17 protein-coding genes and 1 tRNA gene are annotated in these 21,441 nt (G+C 68.3%); 15 read left to right on the top strand and 3 right to left on the bottom strand.

Going from position 1 to position 21,441, the window contains the following annotated elements:
- Positions 1-174 precede the first annotated feature (174 nt).
- The gene (locus FHS28_RS24515; protein WP_088449480.1) at positions 175-2,025 is read right to left on the bottom strand and encodes a methyl-accepting chemotaxis protein; all 1,851 of its coding nucleotides are present in this window, start codon (positions 2,023-2,025) and stop codon (positions 175-177) included.
- A gap of 233 nt (positions 2,026-2,258) precedes the next feature.
- Between FHS28_RS24515 and FHS28_RS01110 the strand changes: the two genes are divergently transcribed.
- Entirely contained in the window at positions 2,259-3,083 is an 825-nt protein-coding gene (locus FHS28_RS01110) for an SOS response-associated peptidase family protein (RefSeq protein ID WP_184293967.1), read from the top strand.
- Here the strand turns inward: FHS28_RS01110 and FHS28_RS01115 are convergent.
- Together FHS28_RS01115 and FHS28_RS01120 are read right to left on the bottom strand one after the other, a co-directional pair.
- Positions 3,074-4,588 (bottom strand): TIGR01777 family oxidoreductase, encoded by a 1,515-nt coding sequence (locus FHS28_RS01115; protein WP_088449479.1) that lies wholly within the window; start codon positions 4,586-4,588, stop codon positions 3,074-3,076. The two genes, FHS28_RS01110 and FHS28_RS01115, sit on opposite strands and share 10 nt — an antisense overlap.
- Before the next feature lies 1 nt (position 4,589).
- Entirely contained in the window at positions 4,590-5,234 is a 645-nt protein-coding gene (locus FHS28_RS01120; RefSeq protein WP_088449478.1) for a DUF4166 domain-containing protein, read from the bottom strand.
- 141 nt (positions 5,235-5,375) lie between these two features.
- Here FHS28_RS01120 and FHS28_RS01125 point away from each other — a divergent pair, with 141 nt between their 5' ends.
- The 14 genes from FHS28_RS01125 (at position 5,376) to FHS28_RS01190 (ending at position 21,440) form a co-directional block, all read left to right on the top strand.
- On the top strand, positions 5,376-7,334 hold the full coding sequence (locus FHS28_RS01125; protein WP_088449477.1) for a sensor histidine kinase: 1,959 nt from the start codon (positions 5,376-5,378) through the stop codon (positions 7,332-7,334).
- Between the two features lie 20 nt (positions 7,335-7,354).
- Positions 7,355-8,770, top strand: coding sequence for a sigma-54-dependent transcriptional regulator (locus tag FHS28_RS01130; RefSeq protein WP_246409397.1), 1,416 nt, complete (start codon positions 7,355-7,357; stop codon positions 8,768-8,770).
- 310 nt (positions 8,771-9,080) lie between these two features.
- Positions 9,081-9,284, top strand: a complete 204-nt coding sequence (locus FHS28_RS01135; protein WP_088449475.1) for a thiocillin family RiPP — start codon at positions 9,081-9,083, stop codon at positions 9,282-9,284.
- Between the two features lie 70 nt (positions 9,285-9,354).
- A complete protein-coding gene (locus tag FHS28_RS01140; protein WP_088449474.1) occupies positions 9,355-9,570 on the top strand; it encodes a thiocillin family RiPP in 216 nt (71 codons plus the stop codon).
- A gap of 90 nt (positions 9,571-9,660) precedes the next feature.
- A tRNA-Gly gene (locus tag FHS28_RS01145) sits at positions 9,661-9,731 on the top strand.
- A gap of 34 nt (positions 9,732-9,765) precedes the next feature.
- Entirely contained in the window at positions 9,766-10,482 is a 717-nt protein-coding gene (locus FHS28_RS01150) for a hypothetical protein (protein ID WP_088449473.1), read from the top strand.
- Positions 10,479-11,822, top strand: a complete 1,344-nt coding sequence (locus FHS28_RS01155) for a YcaO-like family protein (RefSeq protein ID WP_088449472.1) — start codon at positions 10,479-10,481, stop codon at positions 11,820-11,822. The genes FHS28_RS01150 and FHS28_RS01155 overlap by 4 nt, the downstream gene beginning before the upstream one ends.
- Positions 11,823-11,827: 5 nt before the next feature.
- Complete coding sequence (locus FHS28_RS01160; protein ID WP_088449471.1) at positions 11,828-12,745, top strand: TOMM precursor leader peptide-binding protein; 918 nt, start codon at positions 11,828-11,830, stop codon at positions 12,743-12,745.
- A 2-nt stretch (positions 12,746-12,747) separates the two neighbouring features.
- Positions 12,748-14,538 carry a nitroreductase family protein gene (locus FHS28_RS01165; protein ID WP_088449470.1) on the top strand — a complete coding sequence of 597 codons (1,791 nt, stop codon included), beginning with the start codon at positions 12,748-12,750 and terminating at the stop codon, positions 14,536-14,538.
- Between the two features lie 47 nt (positions 14,539-14,585).
- Positions 14,586-15,419: a SagB family peptide dehydrogenase gene (locus tag FHS28_RS01170; protein ID WP_088449469.1), complete on the top strand. Its 834-nt coding sequence runs from the start codon at positions 14,586-14,588 to the stop codon at positions 15,417-15,419.
- The gene (locus FHS28_RS01175) at positions 15,416-16,654 is read left to right on the top strand and encodes a site-2 protease family protein (protein ID WP_088449468.1); all 1,239 of its coding nucleotides are present in this window, start codon (positions 15,416-15,418) and stop codon (positions 16,652-16,654) included. Before FHS28_RS01170 ends, FHS28_RS01175 begins: the two co-directional genes overlap by 4 nt.
- 19 nt (positions 16,655-16,673) lie before the next feature.
- The gene (locus FHS28_RS01180) at positions 16,674-19,319 is read left to right on the top strand and encodes a lantibiotic dehydratase (protein WP_088449467.1); all 2,646 of its coding nucleotides are present in this window, start codon (positions 16,674-16,676) and stop codon (positions 19,317-19,319) included.
- Positions 19,316-20,335: a lantibiotic dehydratase C-terminal domain-containing protein gene (locus FHS28_RS01185; RefSeq protein WP_184293969.1), complete on the top strand. Its 1,020-nt coding sequence runs from the start codon at positions 19,316-19,318 to the stop codon at positions 20,333-20,335. The genes FHS28_RS01180 and FHS28_RS01185 overlap by 4 nt, the downstream gene beginning before the upstream one ends.
- Complete coding sequence (locus FHS28_RS01190) at positions 20,316-21,440, top strand: thiopeptide-type bacteriocin biosynthesis protein (RefSeq protein WP_184293971.1); 1,125 nt, start codon at positions 20,316-20,318, stop codon at positions 21,438-21,440. Before FHS28_RS01185 ends, FHS28_RS01190 begins: the two co-directional genes overlap by 20 nt.
- Position 21,441: the final 1 nt, after the last annotated feature.

Below are 21,441 nucleotides of genomic sequence, written 5' to 3' on the forward strand. Positions count from 1 at the left end.
GATTCATTCCCTCGTGGGAATGACTATGGCAGGCGCGCTTGATGCGCGTCCAGGAGCCGCTGGCATGCCCAGGCGAAGGAATGCTCCGGCATGCGAAGCGCGCAATCCAGGGCACCCAGCCTCCCGGCTGGGCCCCCATTGGCATGGAGCTTTGAGCGCAGGCCCCTCAGTCGCTCAGAACGATGCCCACTGGTCATCGGCCCCCGGGGCACTCGCGGCGAGTTGCATCGGCGGCTGGGCCGATGTGGAGAGGCCTGTAGAACCCGTCGCGGCCGTGCGCGGCGCCGTGACCGGCTTCAATGCGGCCTTCGGGGATGTCGCACGCGCGGACCCTGCAACCGTGGCTGTTCTGGAGATCGCGGCGGACTTGCCCGAAAGCTTGTAGCCACTGCGGTTGCCAGCGCCGGCGCCACTTCCAGACTTGGCGGCAGTCTCAGCACCCGCCGACTTCGATGTGGTGGCCGAGGCGATGGCCTGCCCCTGCGCAGAACCGGACAATTTGAAGAAGTCCACCGCTTCCAGCAGCTGCTGGGCCTGGGTCTTGAGACTTTCCGCCGCTGCCGCGCTTTCTTCCACCAGTGCGGCGTTCTGCTGCGTCACCATATCCATCTGGCCCACGGCCTCGCCGACCTGGTGAATGCCATTGCTTTGCTCGACCGTCGCAGCGGTGATCTCACTGACGATGTCGCTGACCCGTTTGATGGCGCCAACGATTTCCTCCATCGTCTTGCCCGCACCGTCCACCAGTGCGTTGCCTTGCTCCACCTGTTCCACATTGCTGGTGATCAGCGTCTTGATCTCTCTGGCGGCCTGCGCGCTGCGCTGGGCCAGGGTGCGCACCTCGCCGGCGACGACGGCAAAGCCGCGGCCTTGCTCACCCGCGCGGGCCGCTTCGACCGCCGCATTCAACGCCAGGATGTTCGTCTGGAAGGCGATGCCATCGATCACGCCAATGATGTCGCCGATCTTGCGGCTGCTGTCGCTGATGCCCTGCATGGTGGACACCACCTGACCGACCATCTCACCGCCCCGGGATGCAATCTCCGCCGCATTGCGGGACAGGCCGTCCGCCTGGCGTGCATTGTCCGCATTGCTTTGAACGGTACTGCCCAGCTCTTCCATGGTGGCGGCGGTCTGCTCCAACGCGCTGGCCTGTTCTTCGGTGCGTTGGCTCAGATCCTGATTGCCTTGCGCAATCTGGGCGCTGGCTGTGGCGACACTCTCCGAATTCGAGCGGACGATGCGTACGGTGGTCACCAGCGCCTCCTGCAGGCGGTGCAGACCCTTCTGCAATTGACCGACTTCATCTTCCCGGTCCATCACCACTTCGGTCGACAGGTCACCGCCGGCCAGCGTGTCCAGGGAGGCGACGAGGCGCCGGATCGGCTTGACGATGCTGCCGGTCACCAGCAGCGCTGCGAAGACCGCCAGCGCCAGTCCAAGGGTGGCCGTCACGCCGATGGTCCATTGCGCCTGATCCACAGAAGCCTGGCTCGCCTTCGCATCGGTTTCCATCAGATTCGCCTGGAACTTGGAAAGGGCGGCCAGATTCTTTTCATACGCCAGTTGTGCCGGACGGACGTCCGACAGCAGGGTCTCACGCATTGTCGGGTCGTTGGCCTCGGCCTGCGCCACGAATGTGTCCAGCGCCTTCTTGTAGGCCTCGCGCGCGCTCAGCGCTTGCGCCATCAGCGCCTTGCCATCTTCACTCTTGATCAGATCGGCCAGCTTGTCATAGAGCTGGCGCGCCTCCTTGCGAGATGTCGCCAGCTGCTCCAGCTGCGTCTTGCGCTGCTGCACATCATCAAAGATGACGATGTTGCGGGTGAGCCGTGCCTGCTGATTCAGCTCCCCATCGATGTCCCGAACCATCATCACCTTCACATAGCGGTCTTCGACGATCAGGTCGACCATGGTGTCGACCTTGACCAGCGACATCCATGCGGAGACGGCCAGCAGCAACAGGAGCAGGCCCACCGCGCCAAAGCCCAGTCCCAGTTTCCAAGCCACCCGAAGATTCTTCATGATTCCGTTCCTTCCTGTTGAATCGATCGATCATGTGATGCAAACCTGCGCGGCTGCCCAAGCCTGGCGATCCGTGCCCATGACCTTAATGAGTTTGGCTTGGCAGTTCAAATGCAAGGGCCGGAAATAATGCGCAATGGCCCGGCATCTGTAGGTCCTTGAGGCCGGTGCATGATGGAACTTGATCAGATCGACCCATCCGACGGAGTGCTCCGATGTGCAATCTCTATCACATGACCCCCAAGAATGACCTGGAGGTCTATGTGCGCCGCCATCTGGCCCGACTCTGGCTGCCGGAGTACGACCCGCCCAAGCCGTTTGTCGGCCCCTTCGACACCGGGCTCTTCCTGCGCGCTGCCACCCCTGGGGTGAGATCGCAGAAGGCGGACGCGGGGCGGGGCGAAAGACTGGATGGACAGGACGAGACCCCGGCTGACTCAGCGCAAGAGGCGACGAACGCCGCGCTGGAAGGCGTTTTTGGTCAATGGGGGCTGATCCGTCCCGGGTCCCCCGCCCGCAAGGACATGATGCAGCCCCGCGGGGTGCCGGGACGCAAGCCGCCGGCTCCGCGGGCGCGCACGACCAACAATGCGCGCATCGAGACGGTCACCACCACGCCGACGTTTCGCGCCGCCTGGAATGAAGGGCGGCGTTGCCTGATTCCCGCGAGCTGGTATCAGGAGCCCAATTGGGAGACTGGCAAGAACATCTGGTGGCAGCTGCGTCGTGCAGACGGTGACCCGTGGATGCTGGCCGGCATCTGGAATGAATGGGTGGACCCGGCCACCGGCGAGGTGGTGCCCAATTACTCGATGCTCACCTGCAATTGCGACGGTCATCCCCTGCTGGGTCGATTGCACAAGCCGGATCCGTCATTGCCGCCGGATGCCCAGGACAAGCGAGCCGTCATCGCCATCGAACCCCAGGATTGGGCGTCCTGGTTGTTCGGCTCGATGAGTGAGGCGCAGGCGCTGCTCCGGCCTGCGGCGGTGGGCGTGTTCGATCCGGCTGATGCCATCGCTACGGATCAGGCGCTGAGCCAGCCAGGTCAACCCTGACGCGCGCGGCTCGAGGTGTCCAGCGTCACTGGGGTGTGGCCCTGGTGATGAGACAAGGCCACACCCCGTGGCGCGTTCGCCAGATCCTGCAAGGCGGCATCCAGCTGATGCCAGCGGAAGCTGTAGCCCCCCGCCAATGCGCGCGCCGGCCATACGCGCTGTCCATCCAGCAGCAGGGTGCTCATCTCCCCCGCCAGGGCACGCAAAATCACGCCGGGCATCCACAGGCGTGCACGTCGTCCCACGGAAGCCGCAAGCGCCTGGGTGAAACTCCACTGGCTGTGCAGGTCGGGTGCCACGCCATTGACGGCGCCCCGGACGTCGTTGCGCCGCAGCGCCCACATGACCATGCCGACGGCATCGTCCAGGTGAATCCATGGCAGTCCCTGGCGGCCATGGCCCAGCCGGGCGGCGAGGCCGAGTCGAGCGGCCAGCGCCTGCATGGGCAGCGCACCGTCATCCCGCCCGAGGATCACCCCGAAACGCATGCGCACCACACGCAGGCCCAAGCCTTCCAGCCGTAGCGCCTCATGTTCAATGGCGGCGCACAGGTCCGATTGGAAGGTGCCCGGCATCGGGCCCTGGCGCTCATCACACAGCACATCGTCCGCTGGCGCACCGTAAAAGCCCACCGCGGAGGCTGCGACCAGCACGGCGGGGCGATGTTCCAGACGCTGCACCAACGCGCGCAGCGATTCTGTCAGCCCGGTGCGGCTCTCCCGCAGCACCTCGCGACGCCCGGTCGTCCAGGGGCGGCCAAGCACCCGTGCCCCGGCCAGATGCACGATGGCGTGGAGACGGGTTTCCGGCAGGATCTCGTCCAGCGTGTGGATGACGCTCACCCCGTCCCCCAGCTGCGCACGGGCCTGCTTCACATCGCGGCTCAGCACCAGAATGCGCCGTCCTTCCGCTCGCAGCTGCCGCACCAGGGTCCGCCCCACGAAGCCGGTGCCCCCTGTGACCAGCACGGTCTCGGCCCCACGGGGCAGGGCCGGGGCAGCTTCCGCCGGGACGCCGCCCAGGCGCAGCACGGCCAGGACGTTTCGGACGCTCCACATCCACACCCCCACCGCAAAGAGCGTGTAGAGCACCGACACCCAGCCTCGGCCGGCCGGCGCCAGGCCGGTGGGGTGTTCCCACCAGTCCAGCAGTACCGGGCCGAAGAGACCGATGAAGCAACCGTACGAGACGGTGAGCACCGTATGCAGCCAGCGCTCGAACGGAGGCAGGGTGCGGGTGCGGTCTTCCTCCAGGAAGTCGCTGAGGGTGATCGCCACCTCCATGGCCAGCACGGCCGCCACCAGCACGGCCCATGCGCCCTGCCATGCCCACCAGCCCAAACCCAGGAAGAGGGCGCCATACAGGGCCTCGCGTGCGGCGTGCAGGGCCAGTTCCCGTCGGGCGCCTCGTTGCTGCGGCAGTCTCGCGGCCCATTCGTGGTGCCACAGATTGTCGAAGGCGCCCAGCAGGGCTTGTGCGATCAGTACGGTATCGATCATCAGCATGTCAGTTCTCCTGCACCGGGTCTTCAAAAACGCCGGTCTGTTCAAAGGTCAGGCCCCAACGGGGGTGGGTCATCGAAAGGGTGAAGCGGAAATGGCCCTGGCCCAGATCGCGGTGCTCCACCCGACAGGTCCCGGGGCTCAGCCAGTCCGGCAGCCGCAGCCGCCACGGGCCCAGGCACCACAGGTAATGCCGGCTTTGAAACACCAGCGCACCGTGGTCTTCCAGTACATCCAGCGCCATGGCGAGGCCACCGACGGTCCGCTCCAGCACGCCGTGGTCGGGGTGCATCTGCTTTACCGATCGGACGGTGCGGCGTCCGAGATGGCGGGTCCACATCACGCCGCCTTCGCCATCCGGTGCCACTTCCACGGCCACCGGAACGCCGGTGGCGCACTGCGGCACCAATGGCCCGCGAAACGGCACACTGAGCCAGGCCAGCAGCCGCCCCAGCCGGGAGCAGCGAAGGTCCAGCAGGCCTTCGTAGCGGACCGGTTGCACATGGGTGCCAAAGCGGCGCTGAACGGCGGGATGCAGCCGGGACCAGGCCGGGGCGCCCATCAGCGCGGCCAGGTCCAGTACGGGGGCAGGGCAGTCCGCCGGAGCGCGGCGCGCGGCGGAGGGGAGGCGGGCGTGGAAGAGGTTCATGCTTCTTCCATTGCGAGAAGCGGGCCAGCCCGGCGCGCATTCGCAAGCCATTGATTCGAATGAAGAAATTCAAAAGAACCGGTCGCTGCTGTTCCTCTCGTATACAGTCGCGCACCGGAGAACTGTCAACGACGTATACACATGCTGCTGCGCATCACGATGGGGGTATCGCTGCTGGAAACGCTGCTTCTCGTGGGCGTGTTGCTGGCCTGGGCGGACCGTGTGGCGGGCGGACGTGTGCTGGCAGCATTTCTCGCAGCGTTTGGCCTGTGGGTGGTGGGCAATGAGCTGCCCAACTGGTGGGGCCCGTCGTCGGAAACGCTGGCGCTGCACCTGCTCGCCACGGCCCCGCTGACCTCGGCGGTGTTCTTCCATTTTTGCGTCGTCTTCTGCCGTGCCCCGCTGGACCGGCGCTGGATCGGCGCTGGTTATGCACTGGGCGCCGTGGCGGTGGTCGCCTCGCAGGTGCTTCTGCCTGCCCGGTTTCTGGACCATCCCGACATTGGTCGCCTCGCGGTGGCCCAGCCTGCCGCCATCATTCCGAGTGCGTCCTGGGTCATTCTGGGGACGGCGGGCGTGGCGGTTCTGATTCACGCCCTGATGCGCCGGCGCCGGGAGGAGGGCGGTCCTGCGCGGGCCCAGGTGGCGGCCGTGACGGCGTCCTGCCTGTGGGGGCTGATCTGCATTGGCGGCTATGCCATTGCGCTGCTGGACTGGCCGATCTATCCGTTTCCGCTGCTGGCACTGCCGCTCTACCCCTTGATGCTGGTCTACGGCATCTTGCGATACGGGGTGTTTGTGGCCAATGCCTGGGCGGGTCGCGCGCTGGTCTGGACCTTGCTCCTTGCGGTAGGCGTGGCGATTGTGGGGCTGATGCCTTTGCTGCTGCCGTTTGAATCGCGCTGGCTGAATGGATTGGCCGTGGCGGCGGGGTGTCTCGCCCTGAATGGCCCCGTCCGTCGATTCGTTCAGCGGCTCATTTACCCTGGCGGCGAAGTCAGTGCCCAGGACATCGCGGCATGGCGAGTGGAACTCGCCAGGAGCGACAGCTTCGACACGCTCTCCGCCACTGCCAGCCAATTGCTGACGGCGCGTGTCGGGGTTCCCACGCGCGTGTGGATCGATGACACCGACATCGACACCGACACCGACACCGACGCCAGCAGCCGTACTCGCGCGACCCCCAGCCCAGGCCCGAGCACTCGCCTCAGCAGCGCCGCCGAGTCCGAGAATGCCGCCTCTGCAGCGCGTGTGCCGTCGCCCTCGTGGCAGACCTTTGAGTCGGCCCCCCCACCGCACCCTGCGCAGGAGCAGCAACCTGAACTGAGATTGCATCGCCACCACGGCCTCTGGACGTCCACCTGGACCGGCTGGGAAGCGGCGCCTCCGGGTCCTCGCCAGGCTGCAGAGCTGTTCGCCAGCGCCCTCATCGACGCCGCTCGCGATGTTGCCCAGGCCCAGGCCGCCGCCATCCGTGAGCGGGAGCGGCAGGTGCAGGCCCGCCTCGCGGAATTGGGCGCACTGGCCGCCACCGTGGCGCACGACATCCGCAACCCGCTGAACATCATCGGCATGGCGGTGGCGATGGCGCCTGCGGACACCCGCCAGGAGGTCGGCACTCAGGTCGCCCGCATCGCGCATCTGGCCAGCGACCTGCTTGACTACGCCAAACCCTGGAAGCTCCAGCCCGGCCGTTTTGACCTCACTGCGCTGGCCCGCACGCTGGCGCGACGGGAGCCCGGCGTGCGCCTGTCACCGGCGTGGCCGGACACCCTCTGGGTGGAGCGCCTCGACCCACGACGGCTTGAACAGGCGCTGGTCAACCTCATCGAGAACGCCCGTGGGGCGTCCGCCGAGGGCTGTGTCATCGACATCGACATCGACGCTTCTCATGTGCACCTCCACGTCTGCGACAACGGCAGCGGCGTCCCGCAGGATCTGCGCGACCGCCTTTTCGAACCCTTCGCTTCCCGCAGCAGTGGCGGCACGGGTCTCGGGCTGGCCATCGTCGCCCGGGTCGCCCAGGCCCATCAAGGGCGTGTCGCCCTGACTGACCGCGCGCCCTGGCGCACCTGCTTCTCGCTGGAGCTTCCACGATGACCGTCCCGACGACTGCCTCGATGAGCCCCTCGACCCTGCCCGCGCTTGCGACCGAATCACCTGGCCGCGTGCTGCTCGTCGACGACGAACCCGCCTTCCAGCGACTGGGGGGAGCCTTCCTGCGCAACCTCGGTCAGGAGGTCACCGTGGCCGGCGACGCCGATCAGGCGCTCGAAGCCTTCGCCACGGTCCGACCCGAGCTCGTCCTGCTGGACCTCGCCATGCCTCCCAGCATGGATCCCGAGCAGGGCCTCGCGCTGATTGCACGCTTCGCCGGCGTGCCGGTGGTGGTCCTTACCGGCCACGCCGACCACGAACTCGCCCTGCGCGCCGCCGACCTGGGCGCCTGGGACTTTCTCCCCAAGCCCATCGATCCGGATCTGCTCCGCTTCGTGGTCACCCGCGCGCTGCGCAAACACCGGCTGGACCAGGAACTCCAGCAGCTCCGCCAGCAGCAGGGCGAGGAAGCCATGGGGCTGCTCGGCCAGGCGCCGGTCATGCAATCGCTGCGTGCCATGATCCGCCGCGTGGCGCCGACGCAGGTCAACGTCCTGGTGCTCGGCCCGACCGGCACCGGCAAGGAACTGGTGGCCCGCGCGCTGCATGAGCATGGCCGCCAGCCGACGGCGCCCTTTGTGCCGGTGCACTGCGGCGCGCTCTCGGCCGAGCTGTTGGAAAGCGAGCTCTTCGGCCATCTCAAGGGCAGCTTCACAGGCGCCTATCGCGACCAGCCGGGGCTGGTTGAAGTGGCGCGCGGCGGAACGCTCTTCCTGGACGAAGTGGGCGAGATGCCCGCAGCCATGCAGGTCAAACTGCTCCGCTTCCTGCAGGAAGGCAGCTTCATGCCGGTCGGTGGACGCGCTCTGCGCACCAGCGAGGTCCGGGTGGTGGCCGCGACCCATCGTGACCTCGAAGCGATGGTGCGGACGGGTGACTTCCGCGAAGACCTCTACTACCGCTTGAAAGGCGTGGTGCTGCGCACGCCGGCGCTCGCCGAACGTCGTCCGGATGTGCCGCTGCTGGCGGCACGCTTTGCGCAGATGCGCGGGGTGGGCATCTCGAGCAGCGCCATGGCCTGGCTCGGTGCCTGCGACTGGCCGGGCAATGTGCGAGAACTCAAGGCGGTCGTCGAAGCCGCGGCGGCCCTGCTGCTGCCCGGGCAGAGCGACCTGGATGCGGAGGTGCTGGCCCTGGCGGCCGGTGTGGACCTTGGCCCGGCATCGGCGCTCCCAGGACATGGGAGCGGGGCAGGCAGTGCAGTCGGCGCGGTCGGCGAGCCGGGTGGCCTGCTCGACGCCGCGCTGACGGAACTGGAACGTCGCCTCATCAGCGAAGCGATGCAGGCCAGCGGCGGCAACCAGTCCGAGGCCGCGCGGCGGCTGGGGGTCTCGCGCGTGGGCCTGATCAAGAAGCTGGGTCGCCTCGGCTTGAAGTAAATCGCCGCCACGGCTTGAGGGGATGCTCCGCCGCGCGGCTTGAGGTGGCAGGCCACCCTGGCCATCCATCACCGGCCGCCACGGTCGGTGGCAGTCGCCCGACTGCAGCTTCTGACAGGCTGCAGGGTTTGACAGTTGAGCACGCGGGACGCGTTGCCAAGAATGACTTCACCGACAGCACGAATCCCCAGCGTGGCCGGCACGCCGGGGGATCGCAGCCGTCAGTCACCGGCGCGCCGCTTTGAAGTCTTGGGTATGTGCAAGCGCGCGCCAAGTGCCCCATCCCGCACATGCCATTCAAGGACTGTCAATGCAATCCGACATCACTCCGAAGGAAGAGTCCTGGGACGAAGAACCGGCGCTCGACCTGTTCACCGAAGAGCTGGATCCGAAGCTGAACGCCATGCAGGCGGTGGCGGCGTCCGCGTCGACCATCGGCAGCAGCACGTCGTTCTCGACGGCCGGTGCCTGCCTGTGCTCGTTCGGCACGATCGGCAGCGCCTGCACGGCCTGATCCGTCCGCATTGAACGGCCGCCCTCGCGGCGGCTGACCTCTCACACACCATCATCCCTGGAGTCACACCATGACCAACCCCCAGATCACCCCTGTCTCCACCGTCGCCACCGACACCGACGACCTGGCCCACATGGACCTGTTCGCCGACGAACTCGACGACCGTGTGAATGCCATGCAGGCTTCGGGCTCCGTCTCGTCGGCCACCTGCATCAGCTCGGCCTCCTGCGCCGGGACGTCGAGCGCGTCCTGTGCCTGCAGCGCCAGCACGCTCTGCTCGGCCTGAAGGCACGGTCCAGGACACCACCTCGGACCGTGTCGTCACGCACGACACCCACCACACCGAGCGCGGCCGCCTCGTGGCCGCGCTCATCCCCAGCCCTTCGTCCAACGGCAGGACGCTGGTCGGCCACGACCGGAGACGCGGGTTCGACCCCCGCAGGGCAGCTCAGGACCGGGTTGAAACCGGTGAGGGACCCTCATGGACACGCTTCTTCCGGGAGCCGATGCTCCCCTGCGCCTGACCCTGTTGCATGGCCGCCGTGACCTTCCATTGGCACAGGCGCTGGCCGCGCCAGGCCCTCAGAGTGATCTGCCTGCCGCCAGCGCTGCTGCCGCCCGCTTCGTGATCGACACGGTCGAGGTGAACGCGGACGACGCCCTGGTCGTGGCCCGGCAACTGGCCGAGGATCATCAGCTGGCGCTCTTCATCGACCGCGACGGCCAGCGCGATGGCTGCGGCGAGACCGCCCTGCGCATCAACCAGCTGTGGCAGCAGCGGCAACATCCCGGACTGTTCCTGCTGCGCAGTGGTCGCGGTGACGAGCTGGTGGCCGTGCGCCATCCCGGGCAGTCCTCCTGCCTTCAGTGCTGGCATGCCCAGTTGCAGAACTTCCCATGGCTGCAGGGCGATAGTGCCGCTGACGACGCTGACGACGCTCACGACCCTCACGCGGCATTCGACACCGCCGCGTCGGGTCTCCACGCCACGACGGCAGACCTGGCCGCAGCCCTGCGCCGCGCGCTGCAGACGCTGTGGCAGTCCCCGACCGCCCTGGAAGGCGAAGTCCTGCGCCTGGGGCCTGACGGCATGCCGCGCCGCATCCGCATGCTGCGCGACCCGATCTGCCCGCACTGCACCGACTGGTCGCGCCGACCGACCCAGGCGTTCTACGTTCAATCCACGGAGGCCGCATGAGCAGCACCGGCTATCTCAGCGCCGAGGAGCTTCTGACGCGCGTTGCCCCGCTGGTCGACGGCCGCACCGGGCTGATCGGTCCCACCAGCGAGGTCTATCTGGAGCCTGGCAATCCCGAGATCATCGTCTACAGCTCGATGCTGTCCGATCTCACCCAGGCGCTGCCCCACATCACGTTGAAGAACGAGGACGGTCTGCCGATGGCCGGCTCAGGATCTTCCACCACCCGGGACTATGCGCAGGCCAAGGCCCTGTGCGAAGGGCTGGAGCGCTACTGCAACATCTCCTTCGACCCGGCCTCGGTGATCACCGCCAGCCGTGACGAGCTGGGCGACGAGGCCATCGACCTCGACCTCTTCGCCTGCGGCCACGACGAGGAATACGCGGCCCCGTTCACCACCCAGACCCGCGCTCGCGCCGACCAGCCGATGCGCTGGGTCAAGGGGTATTCGCTGACGCAGGGGCGGCCGCTGTACCTGCCGTTCTCCACCGTCTACATCAGCTCGCCCTATGAATGGGCGGCCGAGGCTTTCAGCATTCCCATTTCCACTGGCAGCGCGCTGGCCGCCAACTATGAGCGGGCAGTGGTCAGTGCGGCGCTGGAGGTGATGGAGCGGGATGCGCTGTCGCTCACCTGGCTGCAGAAGCTGCCGCTGCGCCGCATCGACGTCTCCCGGAGCCGCAACCGGGAGCTGCTGGACCGCATGGCGCTGATCGAAAAGACCGGCATCCAGCAGTACTTCTTCGATGCCACCACCGACCTGGGCTTTCCCACCGCCTACCTGCTGCAATGGGCGCCGGACCGCGACCTGGCGATGCTGGTGATGGCGGCCAGCCGTTACGACATCGAGAGCGCCATGATCCGCGTGATGGACGAAGCCTCGTCCTCCCGCAGCGCGCTCACCCGCCTGGCCCGGCAGCCGCCGCTGTATGACCCGAACGACTTCCGCAGCTTCACTCGGCTGACCGACGGCGCTGTCTATTACGCCGATCCGGCCCGCAAGCACGCCTTCGACTTCCTGATGGAAGGGACCGGACGCGTGCATGTGGATGAGATTCCCTCGCTGCCGGCGACGGATGCGCGGGTGATGCTGGACGAGCTCGTGCGCCGGTTCCGCGAGCGAGGGCTGGAACTGAGCGTGGTGGACATCACGGCCCCCCCGATCGCCGACTGCGGCCTGCGCGCCGTACGGGTGATCGCCCCGCAGCTGCTGCCGCTCTCGGTTAACTACAACCTGAAGTACGGGGGCACGCCGCGCCTGTATGACGCACCACGCCGCATGGGGCATCCCTCCCATGCGTTCGACCAGCTCAACCCCTGGCCTCAACCATTTGCGTGACTGCCATGAACCTGTTCGACACCCAACAGTCTGAAGCCCACGAGGCATTTGTCCGGACGCTGGACGCCGCAGCCGCCGCAGCGGCGGCTTCCTCCGATGCCTCCAGGAACGGCGATGGATCCGCCGCCATCGACCCCGCGGTGCCGGGTGTCGGCCCCCGCGAGCGACGGCTTGGCGCCACCCGGCTGCTGCTGCTGGCCGGTGGCGAGACCGGTCGTCAGGCGGTCCTGGCACTGCGTCGGCTGCCGCTGAGGCACCTGAGCGTCTGGCCGCTGCGCAAGCAGGACGTGGCCCTGCTGAGCCCCCTGGTCGCCGACCCCGGCGCCATCGGCCGGCTGCAGGTGCTGCCCAAGCCCTTCACCCCGTATGCCGCGGCCACCGCGTTCCAGGCGCATCAGGCAGTGGCCTTCGCCAGCTCCCGCCCGCATCCGCAGAAGCAGCGCGACATCAACGACCTGTGCGTCCGCCATGGTCTGCCGTGGACCCAGCTGAGCCTGAATGCCCACGAGATCTATCTCGGCCCGACAGTGCTGCCCGGTGTCACCGCCTGCCAGGCCTGTCACGAGGTGCGCGCCATGGCCAGCGCGCCCAAGCCGGATGTGCATCGCGCGCAGATCGAGTACTTCGACCGCAATCCTGATTTCGAGTTCAAGGGCCAGTTGCAGAGCCTGGACCGCATGGCGGCGGCCTATCTGTGCAGCGAGATCGAGCGCCTGCTCACCAACGTGCAGCCACCGATCGCCCTGAGTCGGCTGGTGCGGCTGGACGGTCTTTATCTCTCGCAGGACCGGCACTTCATTCCCTACTACGAATGGTGCCCGGTGTGTCGCAAGGGCGCCGGCCCCGCTTCGGGGCTGCGCCGCGGTGATGCGGTGGCGCGTCCGAGCTTTGCGGACTTCATCCAGTCCTGCGAGGAGCGCTGATCATGTTCCGCGCACACGGACTGTCCCAACGGTTCTCGGCGAACCGCAACCTGGCGCTGCCGCAGCGCCCGGCCTTTGCCGACGACCTGATCGGCCTGCGCCTGCCGCAGGGCTCGATGGCGTTTGTCGGCGGCACTGCCCCGATCCTGCTCAATGGCCGGTCCGTGACCGAGCTGCTGCCGAGCCTGCTGCCGTTGCTGCGGCGAGGGCGGGATCTGCCGTCGCTGGGCCGCAGCGCGGGTCCGTCCCTGCGGCCGGTGGTGGATGACCTGATGCACTTCCTCTTTGCCCGCGGCCTGCTGGTGGAACAGCCGGACCTGCAGGCGTTGCCCGATGCCCGCAGTCGGCGGCAGGGCCAGTTCTTCGAGCGCTATTGCACCGAGCTGTCGCTGAGCAGTGGCGTTGCACCGGCCGCGCGGCTGGCGCAGGGGGTGATTCTTCTGGTGGACGAGGGCGGGGCGGCTGAGGACGGCGCGGATGCAGCCGTGACGGTTGGACGGTCCGTGACCGGCATGGCGGCGCTGCATGAAGCGATCGCCTCCCTGGGGCTCACCGTGCGCCGCGTGACGCCCACTTCCGATCTTCTGGCGGAAGTCGCAATGACCCCAGCCTCAGCGCCGGTGCTGGTGGTGCTCACCGCCCACTCGCTGAGCCGTCTGACGGCCAGGCAGCAGCGGGCCCTGACGGACCGCGGCTGCCGGTGGGTCCCGTTGCAGTCCCGCGACAGCGTGCTGGTGGTCGGTCCTGTGGTGCCCGAAGGCGTTGCGCCGTGTGCCGCCTGCCTGCGTCTGGCCGCTGCCGACACCTCGGTGGATGGGCTGGATGCCACCACCGGGTCCACCGCAGCCCATGCGGTGCAGATGCTGCTGGCCGACGCGCTGACCAGCCACTGGCGCCTCAACCGCCTGCGCATCGACCCCCGACGCCTGGCATGGCAGACCGAGGGCTGGACGGCCCGGTCCTGCTGCCCGACCTGCGGCTGTGCGGCACAGGATGCGCCGGAACAGTCTGGCGCCGGCTTCGTGGCGGCCTACCACCGCCACACGCAGGACCTGCCGGTGCGGGGCACCAGCCGGGCCCATCTGCTCAGCTATGAGCCCGCGCAGGAAGAAAAGGTCCGGGGCGCAAGCAAGCCCTACAACGGTCCGCACTGGCGCTGGGACCTGCAGGCCTGGTTGGGGCGGCCACCGCGCCATGAGGCGCTGCAGCGGGCGCTGTTCTGGGCCACGCAGAGTGTGTTGTGGCAGAGCGCGGCAGCGGACGAGGCCCTGGAGGTCCCGCAGGGACGCATGGGCAACGGTGCCTCCGCCGACTCTGCCTCCGCCATCCACGGCCGCACCCGTGCGATGCCCTCTGCCGGCAGCCTCGCGTCCCAGTCGCTCTACGTGGTGGACCTGAACACCGACCGCCCCACCGCCGGCGTGCACTACCTGCATCCCGATGGGCGAGCCTTTTGCGTCGCTACCGCGCAGGCCGCGCAGAAGGCCGGCCTACTTGAATGGCTGGACGGCGCCGAGGTGGGTTTTGTCGCCACCGCCGCGCTGGCCCGCCTCGAATCGAAGTATGGCCGCAAGGCCTACCGCTTCGCCCACTACGACGCTGGCGTGATGCTGGCGTCCCTCCAGGCGCTGGCGCGCGAGGACGACCGCCTGCTGCGCTGCCGCGCGGACCTGAACGATGCAGCCCTGGACAACCTGCTGGGGCTGGACGGTCGCACCGAGATCGTCTGCTGGATCGCTGCGTGGACTGAACAGCTCCCGTCCGCCCCCGCGGCGGGGCCTGCCACCCCCTGACCCCCACCCTGACACCAACCCTGACACCAACCCGAGGACCGGATGCCATGAGCAATTTCTTCTTCCGACAAGGGGTAGGCGCAAGCGCCGGCCTCTGGGTGCATGAGGCCACGCGCAACCAGCCCGGGCTGCGCCAGTTCCGTCGCGAGGGGCCCGCCACCCCACCGGCGGCGTGGGTGGAGCAGGCCGTGCCCGGCCTGTCCGAGGCAACACCCATCGAGCTGCGGGACCGTGGCCACGCACTGCAGCCCTTCACCATGGCGCAGACCTTCATGCGCCGCCGCAGCGTGCGCACCTACGCACCGCAGCCACTGACCCTGGACGAACTCGCCGCCTTCCTGCGCCTGAGCTATCCCGCCGAGGTCAGCGACCCCGACTATCAGCCGCTGGCTCGGCCCCATCAGGACCTGGCGGCCTGGAACGGCCACGTCACGCTGTGCCGCCTGGTGCTGCTGGTGCAGCGCGTGGAGGGCCTGACCCCTGGGGCCTACGTCTACGACGAGCGAGCCCAGACCCTGCGCCTGGTCCGTGCGGATGACGGCCAGGCCCTGACGGCGCTGCTGGAAGCGCACTGCTTCCAGGCGGAGTTCCGGGCGGCACCCGTGCTGGCCCTTCAGATCGGGTCGCTGCAGGACGCCATCGAACGCTATGGCGAACGGGGCTACCGCTACATGCTGATCGAGGACGGCGTGCAGGTGCAGCGCATGTACCTCTCGGCTACCTCGCTCAACATGGCCAGTTGCGTCACCGGGTCACTGGTGCAGGGGGAGATCGAACACTGGTTGGGACTGGATGGCTTCCATGCCAGCGTCCTCAACGCCTTTGCGCTGGGGCACTACACCCAGGAATGTCTGGCGGTGCTGCATGAGGTGACGTCATGAGCGCCGTTTTGCCTGCCCAGTCCGCCGGAGTTCCGGAGGCGGTGGATGCCGTCGAGGCGGACGCCAGCCTGGACGAGCGCCAGCGGCAGCGTCCGCGCGCCGCTGCTGGCAGCCTGCACAGCCTGTACGGCCAGGTGACTGGCGCCCGGGCCCGTTATGTCCTGCGGGACGCCGACCAGACCTGCTACCTGGTCACCGGACTGGCCGGCGTGCGGCTCTTCGAGCTGCTGGATGGCGAGCGCACCCCGGCCGAACTGCAGGCGGCCCTGCGGCAGCGCTGGCAGCTGGACTTCAGCCTCGACAAGCTGTGCCAGTTCATCGACATGTGCGCCCACAACCGTCTGATCGAGACCGGTACCTGGGTGGCGGGTCCACAGCGGGAGGCCGCCACGATGCGGGAGCGGCTGGGCCTGTATGGCGCACCGCTGAGTGCGGATGGTCTGCTGGACTGGCTGCAGGGGCATCGCCGCTGGTGGCTCAATCCGGCAACAAAAACGCTGGCGCTGCTGCTGATGCTGTCCGCCGTGGTTCACCTGTTCATGATCCCGCCCGGTGGGGGCCTGCTGGCGCCGCTCAAGCAGCTGACCTTCACCATGGCCGACGTGATCTTCGTGCTGCTGCCCGCCGTGCTGCTGGTGGAGATGTCGCTGCATGAGCTGGCCCATGCGCTGGCGTGCCGCGCGATGGGCGCCCGCACGCGAGGTTTCGGCATCGGCCTGATGTGGGGCGTGCTGCCCATCGTCTACACCGACACGACGGACGCCTACACCATCCCCAGCCGCTACCGCCGCATGTTCGTCTCCTTTGCCGGGCCGATGGTCAACATCATGTCCTTCGGCCTGAGCATGGCGGTGTATCCGCTGCTGGAGCCGGGCGGCTGGCCGGCGCGGGTGGTGCTGGCGTATTCCGGCCTGTCGCTCTCGCTGTTCCTGGTCAGCCTGAATCCCTTCCTCGTCCGCATGGACGGCTACTGGATCATGGCCGACTGGCTGGAGCAGCCCAACCTGCGCCGCCATGCCTTCCGCTACCTCCTGGGCGGCTGGACCCAACGCTCCCGCGACGCCGAAGCCCAGGGCATGGCCGCCCCGCTGGCCCGGACCGCTGCCCGGCGCGCCCAGTACATCGCCTACGCCGTGGTCGCCCTGGGCTGGACCACCACCTACATCGCCGTGATGGTGCGCGAGTTCTGGCTGGTCACCCAGCAGATCGTCCGCCACTTCGGCATCGAGATCTGACGCTGAGAGGAGAGGAATCATGTCGATGCAATGGCAATTTAGCGCGCCGGTCCTGGTGCGCCTGGCCGGGCAAGGCAGCCACGGTCACGAGGCCCTGCGTTTTCAGCGGACGCTGCGCGCCCTGGACCGCTTTGCCGCGGTGCAGCGCTGGCTGGAGGCCCATCGGGACGAGGTCTGCGACCGGGTGCTCTTCCAGGCGGCCGCAGGCGTCGATGGGCCGCTGCGCAGCCAGCTGGTGGCCCTCAAGCGCAAGTACTTCAATGCCGCCGCACCGCGCGCCGGGGAGCTGGCCTGCCTGAGTGAAATCGCGGACGAGACCCAGCGCCGGCTGGCCCTGCGGTATGCCCGGCGCCTGCAGCGCATCAAGCAGTTGCGGGAGCGCGCCACCCAGGTCTTCGACCGGGAGCTGGAGCATCAGCGGGATGCGCTGCGGGGTTATTTGCGCCGTGACGACTTCGTCAAGGCGGTGCAACTGAACTCGCCGACGCTGGCACGCAATGTGCGCTCGCTGGTGAGCAAGCCGGCGCGGGAGTGGGCCAAGTCCGAGCGGCAGACCGAGGCCACTGCCATGCGGTATTACTCACGCATGGTGGCCAAGACCAGTCCGTTCGGCCGCTGGGGCCTGGTGGCCGCGGGACGGGTGAATCCCCAGCGCCGCGAGCGCATGAACGTCCGGCTGAAGGCGCCGCGCCTCACCGCCAAGTCCCATCTCAACCTGGCCCTGTGTGCCCGGATCATGCATTCGGTCAGTGAAGTGCCGGAGGTGGCCGCCAGCCTGCCGCTGCGGCTCAATCCCACCGCATTCATCGAGGGGCCGCAGTTGTGCTTCTACGACCCGTCGGGTCGAGATGGCAGCACGCCCTACACCCGGCTGCGGCGCGGTCCGCTGCTGCCTTGGATGGCGCAGATCGTCGAGTATCTGAAGGACCATCCCGCGCCGCTGCCGCATGCGGCGCTGGTGGCGGCGGTCGCCGATGCCCACGGTCTGGATGAGGCCGCGCGCCGCAAGCTCAGCCAGGGCGTGACCAGCCTTACCGGCTCGGGTCTGCTGGTGCGGGAACTGGGGCAGCCTACCGACCGGCTGTCGCAGCTCAGTGCCGCCGCCGATGCACTGGGCCGGCACCTGGGCCATGGCCACGAACGCTGGAGCCAGCCGCTGCGCCAGCTGGAGCAGTGGGGCCAGGCGTTCGCGGACCAGGGCGTGGAGGGCCGTCGCCAGATCCTGGAGCAGGTGCAGGCGCAGAGCAGTGCGCTGGGGGCCGATGCCCATGCGCCACTGCCCGCGCTGGTGGTGGAAGACAGTGGCCTGGCCGGCCTGGAAGTGGAGCTGGGGCAGGAGTGGGTGCAGGAGGTGGGGACGCAGCTCAACCTGCTGCTGCAGCTGTTTGCCGTGCGGGACCGCGAAGGCGTCAACCTCCAGCTGTTCAAGGACATCTTCGTGCATCTGCACGGGGTGGGCGGACGCTGCGCCAACCTCCATCAGCTGGCCTCGTCCTATGCCAGGACGCTGTTCGGCGTCCCGCTGACCGACACTGCGATCTTCAGCCGCGCGGCCAAGGCCAATGCCCTGGGCCAGCGCTACATGGACCGGTTGCTGGCGCGCATGGAAGGGGCGGGACGCGAGCTGGTGATCCCGCAGGAGGAGCTGCAGCAGTGGGTGGACGAATTCAGTGCCGAGGCCGGCGGCCCCGCCACACCGGCGGCCCGGTCTGCGGCCGTGCACCTGCAGCTGGCGGCGACTGACGCCGAGGCCATGGATCGAGGCGACTATCTCGCGGTGCTGAACTACACGCTGCCCGGCTTTGGACGCTTCTTTACCCGCTACTGCGACCTGTTGCCGGATGCTGGCTGGGACCGTGACATTCACGAGCAGCTGCAGCGGTTGCAGGAACAGGCCGGCGCGCCTGTGGTGGAGCTGCAATCGGTGCTGGCCCACAACGCCCAGGTCCATCCGCCGCTCACCGACCGCGTGCTGGTGCTGGCGGGTGAGCGCAGCGACCGGCCGCTCGCGCTGGACGCCAGCGACGTCAGCCTGGAGCACGACCCCGACACGGACGAGCTGATCTACCGCCATCACGGCGAACGTGTCATCCCGATGTACATGGGCTTCTTCCACTCGCTGGCGCTGCCAATGACGCACCGGGTGCTGGTTGATGGCGTGCCCTTCACGTACCACGCGGAGCGCAACCGCCCCGTGGATTACCGCGAAGGCCTGCTGGCCGCCGGCAAGGACGAGGCGCTGAAGGCGCAGGTGCGTCACTATCCGCGCCTGCGTTTTGGCCGCATCGTGGTGCAGCGCGAGAGCTGGGCCATGGGGACGATGCACCTGCCCGCCGTGCGGCGCAGCGAAGGCGACTTCGCGCTCTTTTCCGCCTTCCGGGACTGGCGCGCGCAACACGGCCTGCCGGCGCGGATGTTCGTTCGGGTCAAGCGGCCGGCGGGGCAGGGCGGGCGTTCCAGCGATCACAAGCCGATCTATGTCGACTTCGACAACCACCTCTCCCTGCGCAGCTGGCACAGCGCGCTGGATACCGATCACCTGGAGACGTTGATCTTCGAAGAGGCGCTGCCGGACCTGGGCTGCAGCCCGATCGATCTCGGCGATGGGCCGCTGGCCTTCGAGCTGCAGGTGGAACTGACGCAATGGCGGGGGGGCGCAGCATGAGCACCGATCTGCACGGCAGCGCCTCCGGTGCCGCGCCGGGCGCGGAAGCCGAGGCGCACTGGGGCCGGCAGGGCTGGCTGCTCAGCTGCCTCTACTACGAGCGGGATGCCGACGACCCCTGGTTCGATGCGCACTTTGAGCGCTTCGCTGCCGAGCTGCTGCCGCCCCTGGTGGCGTCGCTGCATGCCGAGGACCCCGACTGGCGGATCCACTGGATGCGCTACAGCGAACGCGGCTCGCATCTGCGCCTGCATGTCTGGGGGGACCAGGAGGCGCTGACCCGTCGGGCACAACCGATGATCGAGCAGGCCGTCGCAGCGCTGCACCGGCAGCAGCCGGACCGGCTCGGGCACCGGATGCGGCTGACCGAAATGGGTCGGCGGCTCAATGCGCGCACCGGCACGCTGGCCGACACCCGCGCCGCCGGCACCCACGACATCGGCTGGGCCGGGCGGGAGGGCGAGGCTTCGGTCTATGCCACCCAGCGGCCGTTCGACCTCGTGCAGGGCCAATTGCAGCGCGAGGCCGCCGACAGCCTGGCGGTGATCGTCCGGCAGGCCCCGATGGGCTGGCGGCTGCGCTACTGGCAACTGTATGCCGAGCGCCTGCCGCAGCGGCTCGGCCTGGATGATGCACAGCGCGCCATCGGCCTGGCCTTCCTGGCCCGGACCTGGCAGGACACCTTTGGCATCAGCCCGCTGGATGTCATCGCGGTGAAGGTGCCGTTCGAGGCCGATGCGCAGGGGGACGCCACCCCTCCGATGCCGCCCGACGGTGCGGACATCCAGACCTGGCGTGCCCAGCCGACGGCGCAGTGGGCGATGCAGCTGCTGGGCCTGCTGCACCTGTGCGCCAACCGGCTGGGGGTGTCGATCATCGACGAGATCCGCTGGTGCCAGCAGCTCGCCCGTGACAGTTTCAAACGTCTGGATGATCCGACGCAGCAACGGGTCCGCCAGGACATCGAGGCCGCGCTGGCGCATTGGAGGAATGTCCATGTTCACGTTCAACACTGAGGCGACCGACACGGTGGTCATCGATGGTGCGGTCGTCGATGCTGTCACCGGTCAGGCTGCCGGGGAGGTTGCCGGCACCAAGGCCGACGCCCTGTCCGACAACGATGGGCCGCGCGCCCGCGACCCGTCCCACTGGGTGTTCGCCAAGCTCTTCATCGGCCATGACGGCGAGCCCGCCACGCAGCGCTCCGACCGGGCGGACGATCTGCTGAGCCGCCGCTTTGCACCGCTGTTCGCGCAGTGGGAGGCGCAGGGACTGCGCAGCTTCTTCATCCGCTACCACGAGGATGGCTATCACCTGCGGCTGCGTGTCTTTGCCGCGGACGACGGGCCGCGGCAGCAGGCACGTCAGCAGCTCCTGCGGCTGCTTCGGGCCCTGCGGCCTGCCGGCACCCGCTGGAAGCTCGCCGCCTATGCGCCGGAACTGGAGAAGTACGGCGGCCCGCTGGGCAACTACTGGGCCGAGCAGCATTTCCACGCCAGCTCGGCGCTGGTGCTGCAGCTGCTGCAACGGCTGGCCGCGCTGCCCGCAGCGGAACGTGGGGCCATGCGGTCGCAACTCGCCATCGTGCTGATGCACGCCACCCTGGCCGGCGCGGGGCTCAATGAGCAGGACACCAGCAGCCTGTGCAGCGGCTACTACCGCTATTGGTGGCGCAATGCCAGTGGGGGTCAGGCGCCGGTGGATGCGCTGGAGCCGCTGTACCAGCGTCACAAGGCTTTACTGCTGCACTGCCTCGGGGATGGGCAGGCCGAGGCGGTCGCGGACAGCGCCTGGGCCCGGCAGCATCCGTCGTGGCGGGCCCTGGTGGCCGCCTGGACGGCGCAGATCCAGGCGGATGTGATGACCTTGTCCGCGCTGGAGGAAACCGGCCGTCTGCTGGTGCCGGGCTGGCTGCGCCAGGCCTCGCCCGATGTGCTGGGCGGCATGGCCTCGCGGCCCTGCACCCTGCTGGAGATTCTGCCCAACTACCTGCACATGCTGAACAACCGGCTGGGGGTGCATGTGGGCAATGAAGGCCGCCTGGCCTATTGCCTGATGCGCCACCTGGAAGACCAGCGCGGGCTGCGTGCCCATCCGCTGGACCTGCTGCTGCAACCTTGAG

Origin of the sequence: Roseateles terrae, assembly GCF_014192155.1 — a bacterium.
GTDB classification, from domain to species: Bacteria; Pseudomonadota; Gammaproteobacteria; order Burkholderiales; family Burkholderiaceae_C; genus Roseateles; species Roseateles terrae.